Origin of the sequence: Photorhabdus sp. HUG-39 (assembly GCF_963878365.1) — a bacterium.
Taxonomy (GTDB): Bacteria; Pseudomonadota; Gammaproteobacteria; order Enterobacterales; family Enterobacteriaceae; genus Photorhabdus; species Photorhabdus kayaii.
Window position 1 is genome coordinate 72133 of record NZ_CAWNWY010000014.1, and the last position, 22512, is coordinate 94644.

23 protein-coding genes are annotated in these 22512 nt (G+C 40.4%); 8 read left to right on the plus strand and 15 right to left on the minus strand.

Translation table 11 applies throughout. The features are described 5' to 3' along the window. Window positions 1–81 precede the first annotated feature (81 nt). The 4 genes from AAC155_RS11215 to AAC155_RS11230 all read right to left on the minus strand — a co-directional run bounded on the left by AAC155_RS11215 (window position 82) and on the right by AAC155_RS11230 (window position 3770). On the minus strand, window positions 82–699 hold the full coding sequence (locus tag AAC155_RS11215; protein ID WP_229015728.1) for a hypothetical protein: 618 nt from the start codon (window positions 697–699) through the stop codon (window positions 82–84). Window positions 700–1036: 337 nt separating this feature from the next. After that, the gene (locus AAC155_RS11220) at window positions 1037–1375 is read right to left on the minus strand and encodes a hypothetical protein (protein WP_113042206.1); all 339 of its coding nucleotides are present in this window, start codon (window positions 1373–1375) and stop codon (window positions 1037–1039) included. Window positions 1376–2520: 1145 nt separating this feature from the next. Continuing rightward, the gene (locus AAC155_RS11225; RefSeq protein WP_112894822.1) at window positions 2521–2835 is read right to left on the minus strand and encodes a Cro/Cl family transcriptional regulator; all 315 of its coding nucleotides are present in this window, start codon (window positions 2833–2835) and stop codon (window positions 2521–2523) included. 767 nt (window positions 2836–3602) lie between these two features. Next, entirely contained in the window at window positions 3603–3770 is a 168-nt protein-coding gene (locus AAC155_RS11230; protein ID WP_158536552.1) for a hypothetical protein, read from the minus strand. A gap of 116 nt (window positions 3771–3886) precedes the next feature. Here AAC155_RS11230 and AAC155_RS11235 point away from each other — a divergent pair, with 116 nt between their 5' ends. Beyond that, window positions 3887–4495 (plus strand): hypothetical protein, encoded by a 609-nt coding sequence (locus AAC155_RS11235; RefSeq protein WP_146748091.1) that lies wholly within the window; start codon window positions 3887–3889, stop codon window positions 4493–4495. Window positions 4496–4572: 77 nt separating this feature from the next. Here AAC155_RS11235 and AAC155_RS11240 read toward each other — a convergent pair whose 3' ends face one another. From AAC155_RS11240 to AAC155_RS11250, 3 genes are all read right to left on the minus strand, one after another. Further along, entirely contained in the window at window positions 4573–5871 is a 1299-nt protein-coding gene (locus AAC155_RS11240; RefSeq protein ID WP_113042209.1) for an HAAAP family serine/threonine permease, read from the minus strand. 1031 nt (window positions 5872–6902) lie between these two features. Further along, window positions 6903–7511, minus strand: coding sequence for an undecaprenyl-diphosphate phosphatase (gene ybjG, locus AAC155_RS11245; protein WP_113042233.1), 609 nt, complete (start codon window positions 7509–7511; stop codon window positions 6903–6905). A 536-nt stretch (window positions 7512–8047) separates the two neighbouring features. After that, window positions 8048–8308, minus strand: a complete 261-nt coding sequence (locus AAC155_RS11250) for a GrxA family glutaredoxin (RefSeq protein WP_113042210.1) — start codon at window positions 8306–8308, stop codon at window positions 8048–8050. 190 nt (window positions 8309–8498) lie between these two features. On the opposite strand from AAC155_RS11250, the gene AAC155_RS11255 reads away from it, so the two are divergent. From AAC155_RS11255 to rlmC, 3 genes are all read left to right on the plus strand, one after another. Then, on the plus strand, window positions 8499–8810 hold the full coding sequence (locus tag AAC155_RS11255) for a YbjC family protein (RefSeq protein ID WP_113042211.1): 312 nt from the start codon (window positions 8499–8501) through the stop codon (window positions 8808–8810). A gap of 91 nt (window positions 8811–8901) precedes the next feature. After that, window positions 8902–9414, plus strand: coding sequence for a YbjN domain-containing protein (locus tag AAC155_RS11260; RefSeq protein WP_113042212.1), 513 nt, complete (start codon window positions 8902–8904; stop codon window positions 9412–9414). Window positions 9415–9438: 24 nt separating this feature from the next. Next, window positions 9439–10572 carry a 23S rRNA (uracil(747)-C(5))-methyltransferase RlmC gene (gene rlmC, locus AAC155_RS11265; protein WP_113042213.1) on the plus strand — a complete coding sequence of 378 codons (1134 nt, stop codon included), beginning with the start codon at window positions 9439–9441 and terminating at the stop codon, window positions 10570–10572. Between the two features lie 53 nt (window positions 10573–10625). On the opposite strand, the gene artM is transcribed toward rlmC, so the two are convergent. The 5 genes from artM to AAC155_RS11290 form a co-directional block, all read right to left on the minus strand. After that, window positions 10626–11294 carry an arginine ABC transporter permease ArtM gene (gene artM, locus AAC155_RS11270; RefSeq protein ID WP_113042214.1) on the minus strand — a complete coding sequence of 223 codons (669 nt, stop codon included), beginning with the start codon at window positions 11292–11294 and terminating at the stop codon, window positions 10626–10628. Next, window positions 11294–12010 (minus strand): arginine ABC transporter permease ArtQ, encoded by a 717-nt coding sequence (gene artQ, locus AAC155_RS11275; protein ID WP_113042215.1) that lies wholly within the window; start codon window positions 12008–12010, stop codon window positions 11294–11296. The genes artM and artQ overlap by 1 nt, the downstream gene beginning before the upstream one ends. Before the next feature lie 14 nt (window positions 12011–12024). Then, entirely contained in the window at window positions 12025–12759 is a 735-nt protein-coding gene (artJ, locus tag AAC155_RS11280; RefSeq protein WP_113042216.1) for an arginine ABC transporter substrate-binding protein, read from the minus strand. Window positions 12760–12778: 19 nt separating this feature from the next. Continuing rightward, window positions 12779–13507: an arginine ABC transporter ATP-binding protein ArtP gene (gene artP, locus AAC155_RS11285; RefSeq protein WP_113042217.1), complete on the minus strand. Its 729-nt coding sequence runs from the start codon at window positions 13505–13507 to the stop codon at window positions 12779–12781. Between the two features lie 304 nt (window positions 13508–13811). Continuing rightward, complete coding sequence (locus AAC155_RS11290) at window positions 13812–14711, minus strand: lysine exporter LysO family protein (RefSeq protein WP_113042218.1); 900 nt, start codon at window positions 14709–14711, stop codon at window positions 13812–13814. Window positions 14712–15024: 313 nt separating this feature from the next. Between AAC155_RS11290 and macA the strand changes: the two genes are divergently transcribed. After that, window positions 15025–16140, plus strand: a complete 1116-nt coding sequence (gene macA, locus AAC155_RS11295) for a macrolide transporter subunit MacA (RefSeq protein ID WP_113042219.1) — start codon at window positions 15025–15027, stop codon at window positions 16138–16140. Then, window positions 16140–18083 carry a macrolide ABC transporter ATP-binding protein/permease MacB gene (macB, locus tag AAC155_RS11300; protein WP_113042220.1) on the plus strand — a complete coding sequence of 648 codons (1944 nt, stop codon included), beginning with the start codon at window positions 16140–16142 and terminating at the stop codon, window positions 18081–18083. The genes macA and macB overlap by 1 nt, the downstream gene beginning before the upstream one ends. A gap of 80 nt (window positions 18084–18163) precedes the next feature. On the opposite strand, the gene cspD is transcribed toward macB, so the two are convergent. Continuing rightward, entirely contained in the window at window positions 18164–18385 is a 222-nt protein-coding gene (gene cspD, locus AAC155_RS11305; RefSeq protein WP_036814644.1) for a cold shock-like protein CspD, read from the minus strand. 342 nt (window positions 18386–18727) lie between these two features. Here cspD and clpS point away from each other — a divergent pair, with 342 nt between their 5' ends. Then, window positions 18728–19048 carry an ATP-dependent Clp protease adapter ClpS gene (gene clpS / locus AAC155_RS11310; RefSeq protein ID WP_113042221.1) on the plus strand — a complete coding sequence of 107 codons (321 nt, stop codon included), beginning with the start codon at window positions 18728–18730 and terminating at the stop codon, window positions 19046–19048. Between the two features lie 32 nt (window positions 19049–19080). Continuing rightward, window positions 19081–21357 (plus strand): ATP-dependent Clp protease ATP-binding subunit ClpA, encoded by a 2277-nt coding sequence (clpA, locus tag AAC155_RS11315; protein ID WP_113042222.1) that lies wholly within the window; start codon window positions 19081–19083, stop codon window positions 21355–21357. 84 nt (window positions 21358–21441) lie between these two features. Here the strand turns inward: clpA and infA are convergent, their stop codons facing one another. Beyond that, on the minus strand, window positions 21442–21660 hold the full coding sequence (gene infA, locus AAC155_RS11320; protein WP_002211347.1) for a translation initiation factor IF-1: 219 nt from the start codon (window positions 21658–21660) through the stop codon (window positions 21442–21444). 156 nt (window positions 21661–21816) lie between these two features. Next, a complete protein-coding gene (gene aat, locus AAC155_RS11325; protein ID WP_113042223.1) occupies window positions 21817–22509 on the minus strand; it encodes a leucyl/phenylalanyl-tRNA--protein transferase in 693 nt (230 codons plus the stop codon). Between the last annotated feature and the right edge of the window lie 3 nt (window positions 22510–22512).

Below are 22512 nucleotides of genomic sequence, written 5' to 3' on the forward strand. Positions count from 1 at the left end.
TTTCTGATTTAGGGCGCGGCATTTTGCCGCGCACGTTTTACACTTATTTTTTTCCATCTAGAGAGCAACGTTTGCTATTTTTTACAGCAGATCCGTTATACCGGCCTTTGAATAACAAAATACCATCAGGTTTATCTTGCCAGTAAGCCCATAATTCGATCTCAGTTCTACATGATGGCCGATATTTTCGTAACGAATATGCGTAGGTGATAAACCTCGATAGTTTCGGATTGATGTTCCTTCATATCGGAGTTCATAGCTAGTAGCGAATCCTGTTAAATCGCCATATTCAACCCCATTGACGCTGGCTGTATAATTGGGAAAACGACTAACATTGCCTCCGCCGAAAATAACAAGAGGTTCCTGAGGATTTGAAACATCAAGTTCACCGGCAAAGGGTCGGACAGCATCACCGTCAGAAAAAATCTTTTCGCTTTCTCCAGTGCCAATAGCGCCATATATTTCTATTTTACTGTTCCAGGCAACTTCATCTTTTGCTATGGGAACAATAATGAGGTTCTCAGAAACTAAGATTGGTGGAGATTGGTAAGTAATCCCCTCAAAGATAACATCGTAAACATCAAAAAATTCAACACTGCCCTCAACAGATTTGACGGCCCTATGCCATGCTCCATCGTAGAAATGATCTGTTGCATAACCTGAGGATGGCTTTTTAATACGTTGGCTTTCTTCTGACATTTTATCATCTATTATGAAGAGTAATGAGTGAGAGAAAATAGGTTTTTATTTTCTATTTTAAATGATTTTTAAGTTCATTGAATATAGATTAATGACACCGAAATAGCATTATTGAAATAAGATATTATTTATTAATTATCGTGAATTTAAAGCGGTGTTGTTAGAACAGTCAGAACCTTGTGATTAAGGTTCTGACTGGAGAAGGAAGTAACTGGTAGAAAATATTTTTTAGCTTTTACTCAACATCAGCTTTGTTCTACCAGAGAAATACTACACTCAATTTCTATTGTAACAATAAGGAATTAGGTGGAGCTATTTAGCAATTTATGATTTTATCTTAAGAAGCCAGTAATGTTGCGTTGTAAATATAATTGTAACCACCAGGAGAAACCGCTGATGAGGAAGTTATATTTACACGTTTGTTATTACTGCAAGCGCTCAGAAGAAGATGATACAGTGCTGCACCTCTGTAGTCCTGAGCATTCCACCATAACAAATAGTTAAATTTGCCGTTAGGGAATTGCATAGTGACAGTCACTTGCAATTGGTTTTGATCAGGTGCAGCCTGAATTGAAGTTACTGTACCAACAGCGAAATAGTAATTAGGGTTTGGAGAAGTTTGTTCAGGCTTATTTTCTGTTACCACTTCATTAGAAGAAGGATTTGTATAGTTCATCGTGTTAACCTTTTAATTTAACGTAATTGAAAAAGAGAATTTTTTACTAAAATGTACGGAGCAGTCATTTGTCCGCCGAAGAAATATAAGGTAATTTGTAATTGTAATCTATATTAAAAGTTTATCTGTATTATATAATTATTGATGCTGTTAAAAATTCGCCAATAATATATTTCCTCTAAATGGTTATAATAATCAAATGCATCACTCTAATCAAAAAATAATATTGATATTTATTTTCTGCCGTTGAAATGGAGAAATTACAATCCGTTCCAGCGGGAATTATTTATGCAGGATGTTCTTATTAATAGAGTATGGATAAGGAAGGGGTGGCAGGAATTGAAGCGTACTGGCAGTATGTGGTGAATGATTTAAATTTTAATTTTCTAGTTGATATTTAAATAAAACATTATGAAATTATTCTTATCCTATAGTATTTCGCATGGATATATATGACTGCAAGCTTTGAAATTAATTTACTTAAATCTATTTAAGATTTAATAATACCTAGGTGTATAATATTTTATTAACAATTACAATGTGTAAATATTATTGATGTAATTATCTATACCCAATGGATTTCAAGATGGATCGCGACGGCAAGGGAGCGAATCCCCGGGAGCATAGATAACGATGTGACCGGGGTGAGTGAGTGCAGCCAACAAAGAGGCAACTTGAAAGATGACGGGTATATGTTGTTAAGTATTTACGGGGTGAAATAAAGAGATGTTGTTCTACCCTGTTTTTAAAGATTGAATAGATGGTATGTGCTATTATTAAAATAATTTCTAAAAGAAATTTTTTTGAGTGAAATTAAATTTTAATAATGATATATTGATATTTTTGTGTGAAATAGATAACTAAGTTAATTAATTTTAATTTTTTGAAAATTTGTTTTCTGTTATTTTATGAGTTTCTTTTTTTATTAAATGTAACTATTGCAGGCAGAACGTTAATATTACGCTCTGCCTTAGATAGGGTAGAATGTGCTGTTATAAAAGTCAGCTTCATTATACCAGAGAAATGTTGTGCCAAGTTCCTATCACAACAGTACTGTATTTTGCGATCAATGAGATCGCTTCAATCAAATTGAGTTTCTATTAGGAGTCTATTATTTGGCCCAAGCATTTCAACAAGCAATTATTTTACATAGAGATTTCTACGCAATTAATGTAATCGCAGCCGAGAGGACCAACTTTTCCTACGGTGCCTATTTTCACATCTTTCTTAGCGCAAAGCGCTTCCATCAGGACTTTATAAATCGCCATGCCTCTATTGTCTAGCAGATTCCATTTCAAAAGCATTTCTTCACATGTGCCATCATGCATTAATACAGTCACCATAACTTGCATAACTTTGTCTGGCATAACTTTCATTGCAATGATTTTACAGCTACGTAGCATTACGTCATCTACTATATTAGTATCTTTAATTAAAGAAGGATGCATGTCATTAATCATAATATAAACTCCAAAATATAATGTAATTAATTGGTAAATAAGCCTATATTATCTCAGAATAAAGAACGGAAAACCGTCCGTTTGAGAAATATAAGGTGGTTGGTACTTCTACTATAAAAGCAATCTACATAAGAAATTTTTTTTGCGCTAAAAATATAGGACAGTTAACATTTTTAATTGGCATATAACATTTTCTCTAACACATATAACTATAGGTGCCATTTATAGGTTGTCAAATAAATTTGAAAAAATAATGTAATTATCTGATATATGGAGTCATTTTATTAAAAAATGGAAAATAGATTGTTGATATGAGAAATATAAAATAACTGGAATTTTTCACATTGTATATAATTATATTAAATTAAAATATAATTGAAAATTTATTTGTTTTGAATGATTAGTTTGATAATTAAAATTTTAAATTATATTTTTGATTGTTGTAAATAAACATGGTTAATTTATTTGTTTGAAATTTATATAATTATTAATTTAAATGAGATATTACATGTGTTTTTTATAAAAAAAACTTTTTTTTATGAAGTGTTCGTCTATTATTTAAAAAAATCAATAGTGCATAAAATAGCAATGTAACTAACTATTTCAATATTAAGGTTAAATTGTGTTAGAGTGATTTTATATTTATCAATAAATTAATGTTATTAGAAATAAAATAATTAGAATTCATTATTCTATGATGAAAAGGTGGTTATATGTCATATCTTGATCCGTTAGCGCTTTCTATCCGTTTTGGAAATCGCAATAATTTAGGTGATGACAAACGGTGGACGGATAAACCTAATCCTCTCCATAAGCTTAATCAGGAGCAATTTACTTACATTTATGAGGATAGTCTGCACTTTCTTTATGGCCGATATATACCCGTTATCTTTCAAGTTGCCTCTTTGTTGGCTGCACTCACTCACCCCGGTCACATAGTTATCTATGCTCCCGGGGATTCGCTCCCTTGCCGTCGCGATGCATCTTGAAATCCATTGGGTATAGATTCAATCCAAGTAATGGACGAGATAATATTTTGACAGATATGCAGGTGTCGAAAATCAAGACGGGAAAATATATTGATCAATATGGTCATGATGAACAGTATGAGGTTCTTGGTCTCCTTGGTGGCATGGGAACATTTCCTTTACATTCAATATTCGGTACGTTTAGAACAGAAGAAGTAGATCTGATTAGTTACTATTTTTATATTGCATATGTATTGACGGGTAATTATTCAATTCATAATCGTTATTTTTACCAAGGTTATCCAATGGGGCCTAATAACGATGAGGGGCTAGATTATCTTCTTATGTGGAACGCCGTTGATATCATTCCACCACCGTATAAGCCGGGTTTGCCCCGATATTTCCCGCTGATTAATGGTTATATTCTCTTTCCTTCAGCAACTGAGGCTGTAGTTATCTCTAATATTTCTACCGATGCCAAGTTTATCCGTCTTGAGGAGACTGGCTATGGGTTTCCTTTTACTGGAGAGATTGCGACCAAGACGCCTTATATCCTGACAGATAAGTTGTGGCAACAATGGGACGAAGAAGAACAGCAGGAGGTACCAATAGACGAACGGGGATATTTTAACGAAGACGATTTGTGGCAATATGATGAACAGCAGGGGGATTGGGTGAAGTGGGTCGTGTAGTTTGAATTTTTCCGCTAGCTAGCTCATGTCATTATTCGGTTGCTGCCCGCTTGAAGAGAACAGCAACCAAATATTTATTATGCAAACAGTGAGTAGAGGACAGCAGAGATAGCAACTAACCCCATAAAGACGATAAACAGATTACTCAGCTTGCCGCTATATTTGCGCATTGCAGGAACTTTGCTGATTGCATACATTGGCATAAGGAACAGCAACATTGCGATAATAGGACCACCTAATCTTTCGATCATTTCCAAAATACTTGGATTCAGAGTAGCGACAATCCAAGTCGTTACTAACATGAAAATGGACGTGATACGATTCAGCTTTTTAGGCTCAATAGTTTTACCTTGGTCACGCAATGCCTTAACCACGATACCATTAAAACCTTCACGTGCACCCAGATAATGACCAAGGAAAGATTTGGTAATTGCTATGAATGCAATAAACGGAGCAATGTAGGCAATCACGGGTGTATTAAAGTGGTTAGCCAGATAAGACAGAATAGAAATATTTTGTGCTTTGGCTTCTGCCAGATTTTCTGGAGACAGGCTCAATACGCAGCTGAATACGAAGAACATCACGGTTACAACCATCATGATATGGGCGTAAGCCAGAATGCGGGAGCATTTTTTCTCAGCATTTTCACCATATTCTCCACGTTTTGCCACAGCAAACGCCGAGATAATTGGCGAGTGGTTGAAGGAGAACACCATTACTGGGATCGCTAGCCATAGAGTGATGAGTAGCCCATGACTTGCACTCGATGCAGAAACGCTGATGTTTTCGAAGATTGTGGTATTCCAGTTAGGGATCAGATAAAACGCCAGTAGCATCAAAACGGCAACAAATGGGAATACCAGCACGCTCATTGCTTTAACAATAGCCTGTTCACCGAAACGGATGATGGTCATTACACCAATAATTAGGATCAGAGCCAGCAGAGCACGGGGAGGTGATGGCAAATGTAATTGGTGAACAATAAAGCTGTCTACGGTGTTGGTAATAGCAACGCTGTAAACTAAGAGAATCGGGTAGATAGCGAAGAAGTAGAGCAGGGTGATAAGTTTACCTGCCAGGCTGCCAAAGTGTTCTTCTACGACTTCGGTAATATCTTCGCCAGGGTTTTTACCGGATAGAACGAAACGACACATCCCGCGGTGGGCGAAGAAAGTCATTGGGAAAGCCAGTAGCGCCATCACCAAAAGAGGTAGTAGGCCACCAATACCGGCATTGATGGGTAAGAATAATACACCGGCACCAATCGCAGTACCATATAAACCAAGCATCCATACTGTATCTGATTTACGCCAGGTTTTATAATCGCTTGGGCTGGTCGCCTGTGATGCGATCGTACCTGTTTGAGTCATATCCATAGTTATCTCCGAGAATAACGCGGTAAATTAAAAAATGAAATTACAATGCCGCAAGTATGCAATAAATGCAAATACATGTGGTCTAATTCTTTCTTTATAAAAAATAAATTTTTTAAATATCTCTGGTGGTTATTTAAACGTTTTTATTACCACATTAACATCTTGTTCGAAAATTGGACTTTAAATTAACAAGCCAAAATTTTCGCTTTACTTTCTTTTTTGAAAGAAAGTCTGGAAATTTTAAGACCAGACTTTTGATAGTGGAAAGATAGCGATTTTTAGTGAATAGTACCGTGATCATAGTCTCAAATGCAGAATATATCTCGAAAAGTCATCATGCTACGAGATTTAGTGTAATTGTTGCCTAAATATTGCGAATTTTAATAAGTTCAAATTGTAACCTCAATTTGCCCATTATTCAACTCTTATTATTCTCTTATGTTTTTGTTATTTCCTGTCTATTTATTTACATATTAATGAATAAAAATGGCAAATAGAGTGAATGGTTAATAAATTGATAAATATCAATTTTTTACCAGATTTTAAAATAGATATCTCTTATGTAATGCTTGTATCTTTGTGAAAGATATAGATAAAATCAGAATAATAGATTAATAGCACCAATAATATGAATGAAAGATGTGCTAGCCATTCTTTGATCAAGTTTTAATAATCTCTTTCGTTATATATCTATTTACATAGTGATTTATATATACCCGTCATCTTTCAAGTTGCCTCTTTGTTGGCTGCACTCGCTCACCCCGGTCACATAGTTATCTATGCTCCCGGGGATTCACTCCCTTGCCGTCGCGATGCATCTTGAAATCCATAGGGCATAGATTTATTGATTTATATGAAAATCGTTGAGTTGAATTTAAGCGCAAATAAATGCTAAATAGGGTACAGGATATTACCCTGCTGGTTAACTCATGTCCATTTTGGTATGTAAAATTAGCCAATAATTTCTAATAAAAAGACTTTGGTTGAAATAGCGTTCGTTTATCTTAAGTCGCTAAGTTGCATTTATGTTGCTAGCTTTTTATCCATCCTTTACGGATAGGAAAAGCGCAGCAATGCTGGTACAGACTGTTCAATCTTTTTTGTAAACGTTCACCAGACAGGCTCCATATTATTTGTGCAAAAGTGCATCCCATTAGGCTGACGATAAATGCCCCGACCATATCCATCGGCCAGTGAACGCCTAAATAGACTCTGGCCCATGCAATTGCCAGTGCAATTGCCATCATGCATAAGCCCGGCCAAATCCTATACCAGAATAAAAAGGATAAAGCGAAAGTGAAGACGGTTGTTCCATGATGACTTGGGAATGAGGTTGTTGGCGCGTGAGGAAGAAAGTTATAACCAAAACCTTCTGCAAAAGGGCGGTCGTGAGGGCAGAGTAAACCGATACAGTATGAGGTTAGCATAGCAAAACAGAAGGCAATGGTGGTTTTACTGACGATAACCCGATGATAAGGGCGAGTACGCTCTGAACCCCAGAACCAGAAACTAGCCAATATTAGAGGGAAAATAATAACCAGGTATTTTGCAATGAACGTCGCTATTGCAATCATGGCTGGTGATGATTCAGGCGTAGCATTGAAAAAGGTAAACAGATCATGATTTATTTGTTCTAACAAATCGGGCCTCACATATAGTCACTTATGTATATCATGATAGTCGGACGCAAGAGAGTAAAGTTGGCTGACCTGAGAGTAAAGCGTAATTCTCTTAATTGTTGGTGTTATTTATTTTTGGTTTATATTTCCACCAAGGGAATATTTGGCAGTCATCCTGACAAAAACTAATCAATTCATTGATATTTATGATGATAATCTCTAGATCAGCGCGTTGATAGTATCGGTGGTTGATAGGTTGATCATCTGTAGAATCGGTTATGTGTTTATGAACGGTATACTTTTCAGGCAATAAAAAAACCCGATAGTCTTGAACCAAAGTGGATTAACTATCGGGTTCCTCAATATGGGGATATCAAAGAAAAGCAGTGGCATTAATTCAGACTACGGTTTGGCAAAAAAGTTCTTCGTGATAAGAAAAAAAACAGATTTTTTTCAATTTGATGAAAATAACATTTTTTGCACAAATCAACCGAGACCACTGTGACGAATAATCAATGGCGGTTTTTACCGCAGCGAAAGTAAAACAGGAAGTTCGATTATTGTAGTAATTGGTGTTCTTTTACATACGCTTCGAAGTCAGTGCAGCCACCGATATGTTTCTCATCAACAAAAATTTGCGGGACAGTTTCTACGGGTTTACCAACCGTTTTTTCCAGATCAGCTTTAGCGATACCTTCTGCGTGAATATCAACATAACGGAAGTCAAAGTCATCACGCTGCTCTTTCAGTCGTTCTGCCAGCTCTTTCGCGCGGACACAGTACGGGCAGCCAGGACGACCGAAAATCACAGTAAACATATAAACTCCTCTTGGTTATATTAAAGTAATGCGGTTTGATGTGTTACTCATGCTTATTTGATAGCTACTATGCCTGTATCGATCGGTAAAAAAAAGCAGAAATTGCCTTTTGCTTTAATTCATCATACCAATTTTGGTAACAGTGTTTCCGGTAGTATAATGTAGCATCAGGTTGTTAAGAGAGGATGCGATGAAAAGTCATCAAGGCAATATGAGTTCATTGGCAGATATGCCAAAACAGGTTATCCTGCTAGAAATTGTCGGAATTTTGTGCTTAATCCTGTCATATTTGACTATTAATGATATTGTCATCTTAACAGATTTACTAATGACGCCAGAAGCACATGTTGTTATGATTTTCATCGGCATAGGTTGTTTGGTTCCTGCTGCGGTTAATATCATTTGGCGTGCAGTGTATGGTCTCTCTTTTTTGGGAGTTGATCATGTTGATCATAAAAAAGAGAGCAAAAATAAGGTAGAAGGTAGTGATAACGGTAAGTAAAAATAATTTATCAGTTATTGGTGATGGCGCGATAAAGAATTATTTCGTAAGCTATAGCGCTTTTTCATTTTCCGTTGTATGGGGTTGTTAGATGAGTTCACTTGTCATTCCTGACTTATCAGTATTGCGTGAGTGGTTGGATCAGCTCAAAATTTCCTACTTTGAGTGCGATTCATGCCAGGCGCTGCATCTACCTCATATGCAGAATATTGATGGTTTATTTGATGCTAAAATTGATCTGTTGGACAATGTAATCTTGTTTTCTGCGTTGGCTGAAGTTAAACCAACCGCCATTATTCCTTTGATGGCTAATCTAAGCCAGATTAATGCCAGTTCGCTGACAATCAAGGCTTTTCTTGATATTCAGGATGAAAACCTACCGAAATTGGTGGTGTGCCAATCTTTCCTTGTTTCAGCCGGGCTGACTTTTTCCCAGTTTTCTCATTTCTTGCAACAAAGCGAAGAGCAGATTGCGGGAGTGATTTTTGAAATTCACAGTAATAACTTGTTGTATATTAATCGTGATATCGAAATCGAGAGTGACATTGAAGAGGAAGAGGAATCACAAGTTTCTGCTAAGGCGCCGACTTTTACTTTGCACTAATATTTTCAACACGGTTATCCAACAATGCAATGTACGCATTATTCTGCGGGGCACTGTCACTCTTGTCAGTGGCTCGAAAAACCCTATTCTCAGCAGTTAGAAGATAAGCAGCAGAATTTAAAGCAGTTATTACCTCAAGCTATTGTGAAGCAATGGTTACCTCCAATTGCCAGCCAACAAGATGCCTTTCGTAATAAAGCTAAAATGGTCGTCAGTGGCAGTGTAGAACGCCCATTGCTAGGCATGTTGTATCGTGATGGCACGGCGGTTGATCTGTGTCATTGTCCTCTCTATCCAGCGCATTTTCAGCCTGTATTCGATGTTGTTAAATCGTTCATTGCTTGTGCCGGGTTGACGCCATATAACGTTGCTCGTAAACGGGGTGAACTGAAATATTTGTTGCTGACAGAAAGCCGTCATAGCGGTGAAATGATGTTACGTTTTGTACTGCGTTCTGAAACAAAAATTGCTCAACTGGAGCGTGCTTTACCTCGGTTGTGTGAGCAATTGCCACAGCTTACGGTGATCTCTGCCAATATTCAGCCAATCCATATGGCGATTTTGGAGGGGGAAAAAGAGATTCTGTTTACTGAACAAAAGGCGCTGAAAGAACAGTTCAATGGCATTCCTCTTTACATCCGTCCACATAGCTTTTTCCAAACTAACCCGAAAATGGCTTCTGAATTGTATGCAACAGCAGGGCGTTGGGTTCGTGAACTGAAAATCAGTAGCATGTGGGATCTATTCTGCGGTGTTGGGGGTTTTGGTCTGCATTGCGCAGATAAAAATACCTGTTTAACCGGCATTGAAATCAGCTCAGAAGCCATTGATTGTGCCCGCGATTCGGCGAAAACACTAGGTTTGGAAAACATCGAGTTTCAAGCTTTGGACTCAACACATTTTGCTGTAGCAAAAGATCAAATTCCGCAATTGGTTTTGGTCAATCCGCCTCGTCGGGGAATTGGTAAGGTGTTGTGCGATTATCTCAGTAAAATGGCTACGAATTATATTCTTTATTCAAGCTGTAATGCTCAGACAATGGCGAAAGACATTGCTGCGCTAGCTAACTATCGTGTAGAAAAGGTACAGTTGTTTGATATGTTTCCTCATACTGAACATTACGAAGTTTTAGCGTTATTGATATTAAATCATAACTGAATAACGAAAGGATGTGTGGGGATGGGGTTCCAAAAGAGAACGCCCTATCCCGTTTAGTCATGGCGCTCAAAAGCAAGTGCACGACGTTCAATCATCCGCATCAGCAAAGTCAGGATACCGTTGACACATAGATAAATCACCCCTGCGGCCATAAAAGCCATCACATCATAATTGCGGCCAAATAGAAGCTGACTGTATCCCATTACTTCCAGCAAAGTAATCGTACTTGCGAGAGAAGTACTCTTGAAAATCAATACAACTTCGTTGGAATAGGAAGATAACGCCCGTTTAAAAGCATAGGGCAGCAGGATCTGCATAGATTGTGCTTTAGACATGCCCAATGCTTGACAGGATTGCCATTGACCAGCAGGAATTGCCTTTACTGCGCCATAGAATAGCAGAGTAGAATATGCCGCACTGTTAAGCGCTAGCGTTACCATTGCGCACAGCCAGGGTTCAGACAGTAATTGCCAAAGCCACGGGTACGCTTTTATGGAAGGAAACTGCCCAGGCCCGTAATAAATCAGAAAGAACTGTACCAACAAAGGCGTACCGGTAAACAGAGTAATGTAGGTTTTTACCAGTTGTGTCAGTACTGGCAGTTTCATGGTCAGAACCATAGTGAACAGGACGGACATCATGAAAGCAACAAAAAGCGCTGTGACGGTCAGGCTTAGACTGGTTTGCAGACCTGGTAAAATTTGTTGAATATACTCAAACATCAGGGAGCACTCCGATCAAAGCGAGTGGTATGCATCTCAATTTTCTTTAGAATAAACTGACTGATCAGAGTGATAGCCAGATAGATAAGCGCCACAATCATATACCAGGTAAAGGGTTCCTGAGTGCGTGTGGCAATACTTTTGGTTTGTTGCATGAGATCATTCACACTGATAAGCGATACCAGCGCGGTATCTTTCAACAAAACTAACCATTGGTTACCGAGCCCTGGTAGAGCATGTCGCCACATTTGAGGCATGATCAGGCGGAAAAATATTTCAGCGCGACCAAGACCTAATGCTTGACCGGCTTCCCATTGGCCGGCCGGAATGGCTTTTATCGCACCACGGAGTGTCTGGGATGCATAGGCAGAGTAGAGTAGGGAAAGTGCAATGACACCACAAAGGAATGGGCTGACATAAAAGTCTTGAATATCTATCTGAATTCTGGAGTGCCAGAAGATAAGATTAATGTCAAAGCCATCAGCCAGTGTCATGAGAAGTTGTGATGCGCCGAAGTAAACGAACAGCACGACCAAAATTTCTGGCAATCCTCTGAACAGAGTGACCCAACAGGTGCCAAGTATGGCGAAGGGTTTCCAACGGGCTGATTCCCAAGCAGCAAATAGCATAGCTAAAATCAGACCAAGCACTAATGCAGACACGGCAAGGCCGACGGTGATGCCGGCGGCGCTTGTTAGAGATTGGAATTCATTCATAGAGATTCGGCTACTTATTTAAACCATTTTTTATAAATGATGTCATAAGTACCATCTCGTTTGATGTCAGCGAGTGCTTTATTCAGCTTATCTTGTAGATCTTTGTTACCCTTACGAACTGCAATACCTAAGCCGATACCAAAGTAATTTTTGTCAGTGACTTTGTTACCTACGGTACTTAAGTTTTCATTCTTTTTCAGCCACTCGTTAACAACGGCAGTGTCACCGAAAACGGCGTCCAGACGGCCATTTTTCAGATCCAGAATCGCATTTTGATAGCTGTCATAAGGAACGGTTTTAATCTCTTTTCGTTGTTCCATCAGATATTTTTGGTGAGTTGTACCATTCTGGATACCCACAAGTTTGCCTTTCAGCTCTGCGGTGTTGGAGACTTTGCCTTTAACGGAGATAAAAACCGCGGAGTTATCGTAATAAGTGTTAGTAAAATCAACCTGCTTTTGGCGTTCAGGGGTAATATCAATACCTGCGGCTAAAGCGTCGAAGCGACGGAATTTCAGGCTAGGGATCAGGCTGTCAAAGGATTGGTTAGTGAAGGTACATGTTGCATTGATTTTCTCACAGATGGCATTGGCCAAATCGACATCAAAACCCTGAATTTTATTATTTGCATCGATGAACTCAAACGGAGGGTAAGTGGCTTCTGTGGCAAAACGAATGGTCTCTTTTTCCGTGGCGGTTGCAGATAAAGCTACTGTGCCTAAGAGGGCTGCAAAAAGTAGTTTTTTCATCGCTATATCCTATTAATAGTTAGTGTGATAGATAATTAGCAAAGGCTTTGGTTTGTGGTTGCGTAAAATGGCTGATATCACCTTGTTCTATAATGTGGCCGTTTTCCATATATACGACATGGCTTGCGGCCTTGCGGGCGATTTCCACTTCATGGGTAACGATAATCTGTGTAATACCCGTAGCGGATAATTCATGGATGATATTGACAACCTGTGCTGTAATTTCTGGGTCCAGCGCTGCCGTTGGTTCATCAAATAATAAAACTTGGGGTTCCATCATTAATGCTCGTGCAATAGCAACCCGTTGCTGTTGCCCACCAGATAAATGTTGTGGGAAGCGGCCAGCAAAATCATCTAAGCGCAAACGGGAAAGGAGCTTATCCGCTTTTTCCCGCGCTTGTTGCTTGGATAAACCCAGTACGCGACAAGGCGCTTCGATCAGGTTATCCATAACAGTAAGGTGTGGCCACAAGTGATATTGCTGAAAAACCATACCTACATTCTGGCGTAGAGAATGAATCTCCTTTGTTCCTGGTGTTTGTTCGAAATCGAATTGATGATTAGCAATATGCAACTGGCCGGATCGTGGTATTTCCAGCAGGTTTAGTACTCGTAACAATGTACTTTTACCTGCGCCACTTGGCCCTAGCAAAACCATCGTTTCCCCTGAAGAACACTCAAGATTAATATCAAACAGTGCCTGATGGATACCGTAATAGCAATCAATGCTTTTTAATTGAATACTCATGCTTTAATTCTGAATAGTCAGTGATTTAGTTCGATGCTAAACCCGTTAGCATAATTATGCAATATCTTATGTACAGAATATTATTAATTGATATTTCAATTACATGTCTGATTAACGTGCGCTATTCTCTCCTTAGTGCAATTTGTCAACAAAGGCTTATTTATTCTATTGGCATACTGCGAAAAGATGAATAGGTCACAAATGGGCCAGCATTAGGATAAGTAACCACTGTTGACGATTTATGACCATGAAACGCCCGAACGGTTATTTATGACATCAAGTATTATTGTGGCTCAAATTCTGGTTAAGTAAAGAATGCGATCAGTAAAGGTGCGAGCAAACTCAGGACGAAACCGTGAACTATCGCTGCTGGAACAATACTGACGCCCCCGCACCGTTGTAATACTGGCAAGGTGAAATCCATCGAAGTGGCACCACTTAATCCTAGAGCGCTTGAGCGATATCGATTGATTAGAATCGGAATTAGCATAATTGCTGCCAGTTCGCGTGCCAGGTCATTAAAGAATGCAGCACTACCGATTACCGGCCCGTAAGCATCAGAAAGTAAGATGCCAGAAAGGGAATACCAACCATAACCGGAAGCCAACGCTAAACCTGTTTTCACTGGCAGCCCAAGAATAAGTGCTGCGATAGCCCCGCCGGTAAGCGCACTGACAGCAATGACAATTGCAATAATGGTACCGCGGCGGTTTAGCAATATCTGTTTCAGGCTCATACCGTTATTACGTAATTGAATTCCGACGAGCAACAGTAAAACGATTAAGGCAATTTCACTGGCATGATTGGAGAAGTGCAGCCATGACCAGCCAGTGAGCCCAAATAGGAAACCTAAAATCAGTACACCACATAATTTCAGTGATTCAAAAATCATATGTAAACGGGAAGGGGGTTTTTCCTGTTTATGCGGACTAATAATCCAAGGATCGTGTTTTTCAAGCAGGAATAACGCTAGCATATTAGCTGTAAAAATACATAAAAAAAATGTTATCGCATATTGAAAGATAGAGAAGAGGTTACGGCCTAAATCGTCCAACAAAGCCAAGCTGATTCCCATTAAAAACAGGATGATATAGACCATTGCGTTAAGAAGGTGATGAACAGCACTTAACAGTGTCTTATTATTCAAATGGGTAAGATAGCCTAGCGTTAACGGCAAAAGAATGATCAGCAGCCCAGAGTACATAATTAACATCCTTTAAAACAATTAACGTCTTTTTATCCAAATTCAGTATAAAAATCGATTGTAAAGACTATAAAAATAAAAGATAACAATTTTTTTACATTAAGAGAATAGCCAGGATAGAGTGAAATGTATTGTTGCTCAAAGAATTTTTTATTCTTAAGGTGGGTGTGTTATTAATAACTTTCAGTGGATATAAAACGTAAAGGGAACGGTAACTATCTGGAATGAGTGGAAATCTCAGGTTTTCGTGGTATTGCAAGAAATAAGTTTTTACTATTTTTCTGAATCCAATGCTTAATATGGTGATATTTAAATGAATTTTATTCGTTCGAAACGTCGATGGGTTGTATTGTTAGCTATTGTGACCGTTATCACATTGGTTCTGGGATATTTTCTGTATAGGCCAGAAGCGATTAAATATCAGACAGTCTCTATTATTAAAGGCGATTTGGAAAAAAATGTACTGGCAACGGGGAAATTGGATGCGGTCAGAAAAGTGGATGTGGGCGCACAGGTAAGTGGTCAGTTGCAGAATTTGTATGTTGAAGTGGGTGATAAGGTGACAGAAGGCCAATTATTGGCATTGATTGATCCTAAACCTGCGCAAAACCAGGTCAAAGAAGTTGAAGCCACGATCAAAGAATTGAGTGCTTATTTGATAGAAGCCAAGGCACAATTGGCATTGGCGCAGGTGACATTACAGCGTCAGAACAATCTGGCAAAAGTACAGGCGGTCTCACTCCAGGAATTGGATCAGGCTAAAACGGATGTTGAAGTAAAAAGAGCGAAGGTAGAAACTTTATTGGCGCAAATCAGTAAAAATCAGGCCAGCCTTGATACTGCTCAGACTAATTTGCAATATACCCGGATTACCGCGCCAATGGATGGTATCGTTGTCAATATCAAAACCCTTCAGGGGCAAACAGTCATTGCGGCACAGGAAGCCCCGACTATTCTGACGCTGGCTGATCTGGGAACGATGTTGGTAAAAGCGGAAGTGTCAGAGGCCGATGTTATTTACCTGAAACCGGGCCAGAAAGCCTCTTTTACTGTATTAGGCGCACCGGATAAAAATTTTCCAGGGGTGTTGAAGGATATTTTGCCGACGCCAGAAAAGATTAATGATGCCATTTTCTTCTATGCCCGTTTTGAGGTAGCTAATCCTCAGCAACTTTTGCGTTTGCAAATGACCGCCCAAGTGAAAATTCAGCTTGATTCCCATCGTGATGTGTTAATGATCCCGATCTCTGCTCTGGGTAAACAGATTACGCCAACTCGCTATGAGGTGGATATCTTGAATGGCGATAAAGAAGAGAAACGAGAAGTGACCATTGGTGTGCGCAATGATGTAAATGTACAGATTCTATCTGGCCTGAAAGAACATGAGCAGGTGATCACTGGTCATAGTGAAGAAGTCGAGGATGAGTAATGGATGCGTTACTTGAGCTGAAAGGTATAGAGCGCAGCTATCCCGCTGGTGAGCAGCAGGTAAAAGTACTGGATGATGTCACCTTGTCTATTCATGCCGGTGAGATGGTTGCCATTATCGGCGCGTCAGGTTCGGGTAAATCGACACTGATGAATATTCTTGGTTGTCTTGATAAACCCAGTCAGGGTGAATATCGGGTTGCAGGACAGAATGTTGCTGAACTGAGTGATGATGAACTGGCAGCACTAAGGCGGGAACATTTTGGCTTTATTTTTCAGCGTTATCATTTGCTAACTCATTTGACCGCTGAACAGAATGTGGAAATTCCTGCTATCTACTCAGGAGCCTCTAAAGCGGTACGTCGCCAGAGAGCCATAGAATTACTTGGTCGTTTGGGGCTTGAAGAGAGAATCTGCTATCGTCCGGGGCAGCTCTCTGGTGGACAGCAGCAGAGGGTCAGTATCGCCAGGGCGTTGATGAACGGTGGTCAGGTCATTTTGGCCGACGAACCAACGGGAGCGTTGGATAGCTATTCTGGCGAAGAGGTGATGTCGATCCTCAAACAACTGTGTGAACAAGGGCATACCGTCATTATTGTCACTCATGATCCGAAAATCGCAGCGCAGGCACAGCGGGTTATTGAGATCAAGGATGGTCATATTATGAGTGATTCCGGCACGCAAAGGGGTAGAAAAGTCACTCAAACTCCGTCGTTAACATCAAAAATATCTTCGATACGCCAGACCCTTGGGCGGTTTAATGAAGCTTTATTCATGGCATGGCGGGCGATGGTTGCCAACAAGATGCGAACGTTACTGACCATGTTGGGGATCATCATTGGTATTGCTTCTGTCGTGACTATTTTGGTTATCGGAGATGCTGCCAGGGCATCGGTGTTATCCGATATTAAAGAGATTGCGACGAACACCATTGATATTTATCCGGGAGAAGATTTTGGCTTTGATGATCCGGTCAGTATGCAAGCGCTGAAAATAGAGGATGCAGACGCGATTAAAGCGCAACCCTATATTTTGGCGGTTTCACCAGAAATTGAGGGGCAAATGCGCCTTCGTAAAGGGAACATTGATGTTGCTTCGAGAGTGACTGGCGTTGGTGATGAATTTTTTCAGGTTTATGCTCTGCGTTTTGCTCAGGGAATGGGGTTTTCATTGGATATGATACGCCGTCAGGGGCAAGTTGTGGTTATTGATAAAAATACTCAGCGTAAATTGTTTCCTCACCAGAAAAAGGTGATTGGGGAGGTGATTTTGGTGGGTAATATGCCGGCCACAATTGTGGGAGTGATATCTGATAAGAGAGCTGCATTTGGCAGTAGCAAATCATTGCATGTCTGGTTGCCTCATAGCACGATGACTAGCCGTCTGATAAACCGGCATTATCTGGATTCAATTACTGTCAGAATAAAGGATGATTATAACTCTAAGGATATAGAAAAGAAGATAGTTCAATTGCTCACTTTGCGCCACGGCAAAAAGGATGTTTTTACCTATAACGTGGACATGATGGTAAAAGCAGCGGAAAAAACAGCCCATACTTTACAACTGTTTTTGACGCTGGTGGCGGTTATTTCACTGATAGTTGGCGGTATTGGTGTCATGAATATTATGTTGGTTTCAGTAACTGAACGTACAAGAGAGATCGGCATCCGTATGGCAGTAGGCGCAAGAACCAGTGATGTGATGCAGCAGTTTCTGATAGAAGCTATTTTGGTTTGTCTGGTTGGTGGCGTTTTGGGCATTGCACTCTCTTATATGATTGCATTTATCGCTCAATTAGCGCTCCCTGGCTGGAGTTTTGTTTTCCAGCCTGTTGCTTTACTCAGTGCTTTCGCCTGTTCTACCGCAATTGGGGTGATATTTGGATTTCTGCCGGCCCGTAATGCTGCTCGTCTTGATCCAATCGAAGCGTTGGCAAGAGAATAAGCGGAAATAATATGACGCCGCAGGTAATTGCCTGCGGCGTATGAAAATAATACCTGGTTATGACCCACAGGCCAGGCTATTTAGCCTTTGGGTTCGTTTTCAAGAGGAACAATAATACTGGCATGATTTCCCTTTGGTCCTTGGTGAACGCTGAAATTCACCTTTTGGCCCGCTTTCAGCGTCCGGTAACCGTCCATCTGAATGGTTGAGTAATGAGCGAATATATCTTCTCCGCCGCTTGCCGGGCAAATAAACCCAAAACCCTTAGCATTATTGAACCACTTAACAGTACCTGTCTCCATACTTCTACATCCCTCGTTTAATGATTTCGGTTGAGATGAGCCATTAATATAACAGTCGTAAACAATCACATGTAAACAGTGACATTATCTATGTTTGTTCACAAAACATACTGTAGTAAAAATCAAATTCTCGTCAAGCACAGAACAAATGTCTGGTTGTTTTGAATGACTAAAGTTTGATATAGATAACGATATGAGTTTCGTTCATGCACTTTTATGCCGAGTTTTCATAGGGGAATAGTCTGTGGTAAAAGGAGTTGCCCAGATAATGATAAGATAAATGGCAACATAATTTATTTGCTGGCAGTGGCTGGTTTTAGAGATTAATCCGTTGGGAAAATAATGAACGAGTATCATAATAGTTTGAAAAGTAAGGAATCTATTAAGGATGAGCGACAGCAAAAATTGCAGCCGCCGTCGATGTATCAGGTCATTCTTAACAATGATGATTACACTCCGATGGAGTTTGTAGTTGACGTATTACGAAAGTTCTTTTCTTATGATATTGAACGGGCAACGCAATTAATGTTGGATGTCCATTATCAAGGGAAGGCTGTTTGTGGGGTTTATACTGCTGAGGTGGCAGAAACTAAAGCAGCCCAGGTAAATATGTATGCCAGGGAGTATGGGCATCCATTACTTTGTACGCTGGAAAAAGTTTGACCAGGTATACTGATTTTTAGGGGGAGGTGCTTATGCTCAATCAAGAGCTTGAACTTAGTCTTAATATCGCCTTTGCTAAAGCACGGGATAACAGACACGAGTTTATGACCGTGGAGCACTTATTGCTGGCGTTGTTAAGTAATTCATCAGCGCGTGAAGCATTGGAAGCCTGCAAGGTCAATCTGGCTCAATTGCGTAAGGAGCTGGAGAATTTTATTTCACAAACGACACCGTTGTTACCTGAAAATGATGAGCGGGAGACTCAGCCAACGTTGAGCTTCCAACGTGTTCTTCAGCGCGCGGTATTTCATGTTCAATCCTCTGGGCGTTCAGAGGTCTCTGGTGCTAATGTGCTGGTGGCTGTTTTTAGCGAACAGGAGTCTCAAGCGGCTTATTTGCTGCGTAAACATGATGTGAGTCGTCTGGACGTGGTTAATTTCATTTCTCACGGAACTCAAAAAGAGGACTCGGAATCGGATCATCAGGAGACAGGCACGCAATCAGCAGAAGAGCAGCTTACAGGAGAGGATCGGTTGGAAAATTTTACAACTAATCTTAATCAACTCGCTCAAAGAGGACAGATTGATCCATTGATTGGCCGCCAGGATGAGTTAGAAAGAACAATTCAGATATTGTGCCGCCGTCGAAAAAACAACCCATTGTTGGTCGGAGAATCGGGGGTTGGTAAGACAGCTATTGCAGAAGGGCTGGCGTGGCGGATTGTGCAAAAAGATGTACCGGAAGTGATGGCAGATTGTACGATTTATTCGCTGGATATTGGTTCATTGCTAGCGGGAACTAAATATCGTGGCGATTTTGAGAAGCGCTTCAAAGCATTGTTAAAAACCCTTGAGCAGGATAGAAAAAGTATTCTATTTATAGATGAAATCCATACCATTATCGGTGCGGGGGCTGCGTCAGGGGGGCAGGTTGATGCGGCTAATCTGATTAAGCCATTGTTATCCAGTGGACGTATCAGAGTGATTGGTTCTACGACCTATCATGAATTCAGTAATATTTTTGAAAAAGATCGGGCATTAGCGCGTCGTTTTCAGAAGATTGATATTGTTGAACCTTCACCCGAAGAGACGGTACAGATTATTAGAGGGTTGCGGCCAAAATATGAGGCGCACCATGATGTACGTTATACCACGAAAGCTATCCGTGCTGCGGTTGATTTATCGGTGAAATACATTACTGATCGCCACTTACCGGATAAGGCGATCGATGTGATCGATGAAGCTGGGGCGCGTACTCGTCTGGTGCCGATTAGTCGCCGTAAAAAAACGATTAATGTGTCGGATATTGAATTCGTTGTTGCCCGGATTGCCCGGATTCCTGAAAAAACCGTTTCTGCCAGTGATAAAGATGTCCTAAGAACGCTGGATGAGCGGCTGAAAATGTTGGTATTCGGTCAGGATACCGCGATTGCGGCATTGACCGAAGCCATTAAGATGAGTCGTGCAGGGTTGGGGCAGGATAATAAACCGGTGGGTTCTTTCCTACTTGCAGGTCCGACAGGCGTAGGGAAAACGGAAGTCACCGTACAGCTTGCTAAGGTGTTGAATATCAAATTATTGCGTTTTGATATGTCAGAATATATGGAACGCCATACAGTAAGTCGTTTAATTGGCGCACCACCGGGATATGTTGGTTTTGATCAAGGAGGATTGCTGACGGATGCTGTGATTAAACATCCTCATTCAGTATTGCTGCTTGATGAGATTGAAAAAGCACATCCAGATGTATTTAACCTGTTATTGCAAGTCATGGATAACGGTACTCTGACTGATAACAACGGGCGCAAAGCGGATTTTCGTAATGTCATTTTAGTCATGACAACGAATGCGGGTGTACGTGAAACACAGCGCAAATCCATTGGATTTAAGCAGCAGGATAACAACTCCGATGCAATGGAAGAAATTAAGAAAGTGTTTACACCGGAATTCCGTAACCGTCTTGATGGTATCATCTGGTTTAATACGCTTTCTATTGAAGTCATTCAACAGGTAGTTGATAAGTTCATTGTCGCCTTGCAAGCACAATTGGATGACAAAGGCGTTTCGCTGGAGGTCAGTGCGGATGCTCGTCAATGGCTATGTGATAAAGGCTATGATAAAGCAATGGGTGCTCGTCCAATGGCGCGGGTTATTCAGGATAGCTTGAAAAAACCGTTGGCAAATGAACTCCTATTCGGCTCATTAGTTCACGGTGGCTCGGTGAGTATTGGTTTGGATAAGGCAAAACGCATACTGACCTACGATTTCAGCAATGCTTATAAGCAGAAGCCGGAAGATGTAGTGCACTAATAGAAGAGCGACACCACAGGTGAATACAACGTTGTTAAATACAAAGTTGCTACCTGTGGTGTAATATCTGAAAACGGTAATGAATCAGCGGCTACGGAAGACGATACGGCCTTTGCTCAGGTCATATGGGGTCAGCTCAACTGTAACCTTGTCGCCTGTCAGGATGCGAATATAGTTTTTACGCATTTTACCTGAAATGTGAGCAGTGACTACGTGCCCGTTTTCTAATTCAACGCGGAACATAGTGTTTGGTAGTGTGTCTAGCACAGTACCTTGCATTTCAATATTGTCTTCTTTGGCCATCTAATCCTCTAAGTTTAATAACCATCGTTTTTAACGGGCAAGATAATGCCGAAAAACCCTCATTATGTAAAGGAATGTTGTATTTTAACCCGTTATTTTGCAAATAGTGCATAGTGATATTTATGTTATCAGCAACATGAATCGGTCAAATGTTGATTATAATTCCAGTACTTGTTGTAACCAGCAACCAGGTTTTAATGACCGATTTCTGAATTGATAAAGATACTGAATAAATTCTTCCCTAGGGATCTCTTTTGCACCCAGTGAAGCTGTGTGATGGTTAAGCACTTGGCAATCCAGTAGTTCACCACCGTGTCGCAGAAAATGGCGATAGAAGGCAATGAACGCACATTTGGATGCATTCTCCATTCTGCTGAACATAGACTCACCGCAGAATAGTGTGCCAACGCTGACACCGTACAAACCACCAACAATCCGCTCATTGTGCCAGACTTCTACTGAATGCGCTTGTCCTATCTGATATAATTTTTTATAGCCTTGTTGAATATCCTTGCCTATCCATGTTCCTTCCTGCCGTTGAGCACAGAAATGAACCACCTGTTCAAAAGCATGATTCACCGTAATATGGTATGGGGGATTGCGCAGAAACCGGCGTAGGGTTCGGCCGATATGCAATTCACCCGGAATGATCACCGCACGCGGATCAGGGGACCACCAAAGTGGCATTTCACTGGGTAAAAACCAGGGAAAAATACCTTGATGGTAGGCTGCATTTAATCGCTTAGCGGATAAATCTCCCCCGACTGCCAGTAGGCCGTTAGGCTCCGTTAGTGCTTCTTTCGGGTGAGGAAAATCATATGAATCAGTATTCAGTTGAATTATTGGCATCGT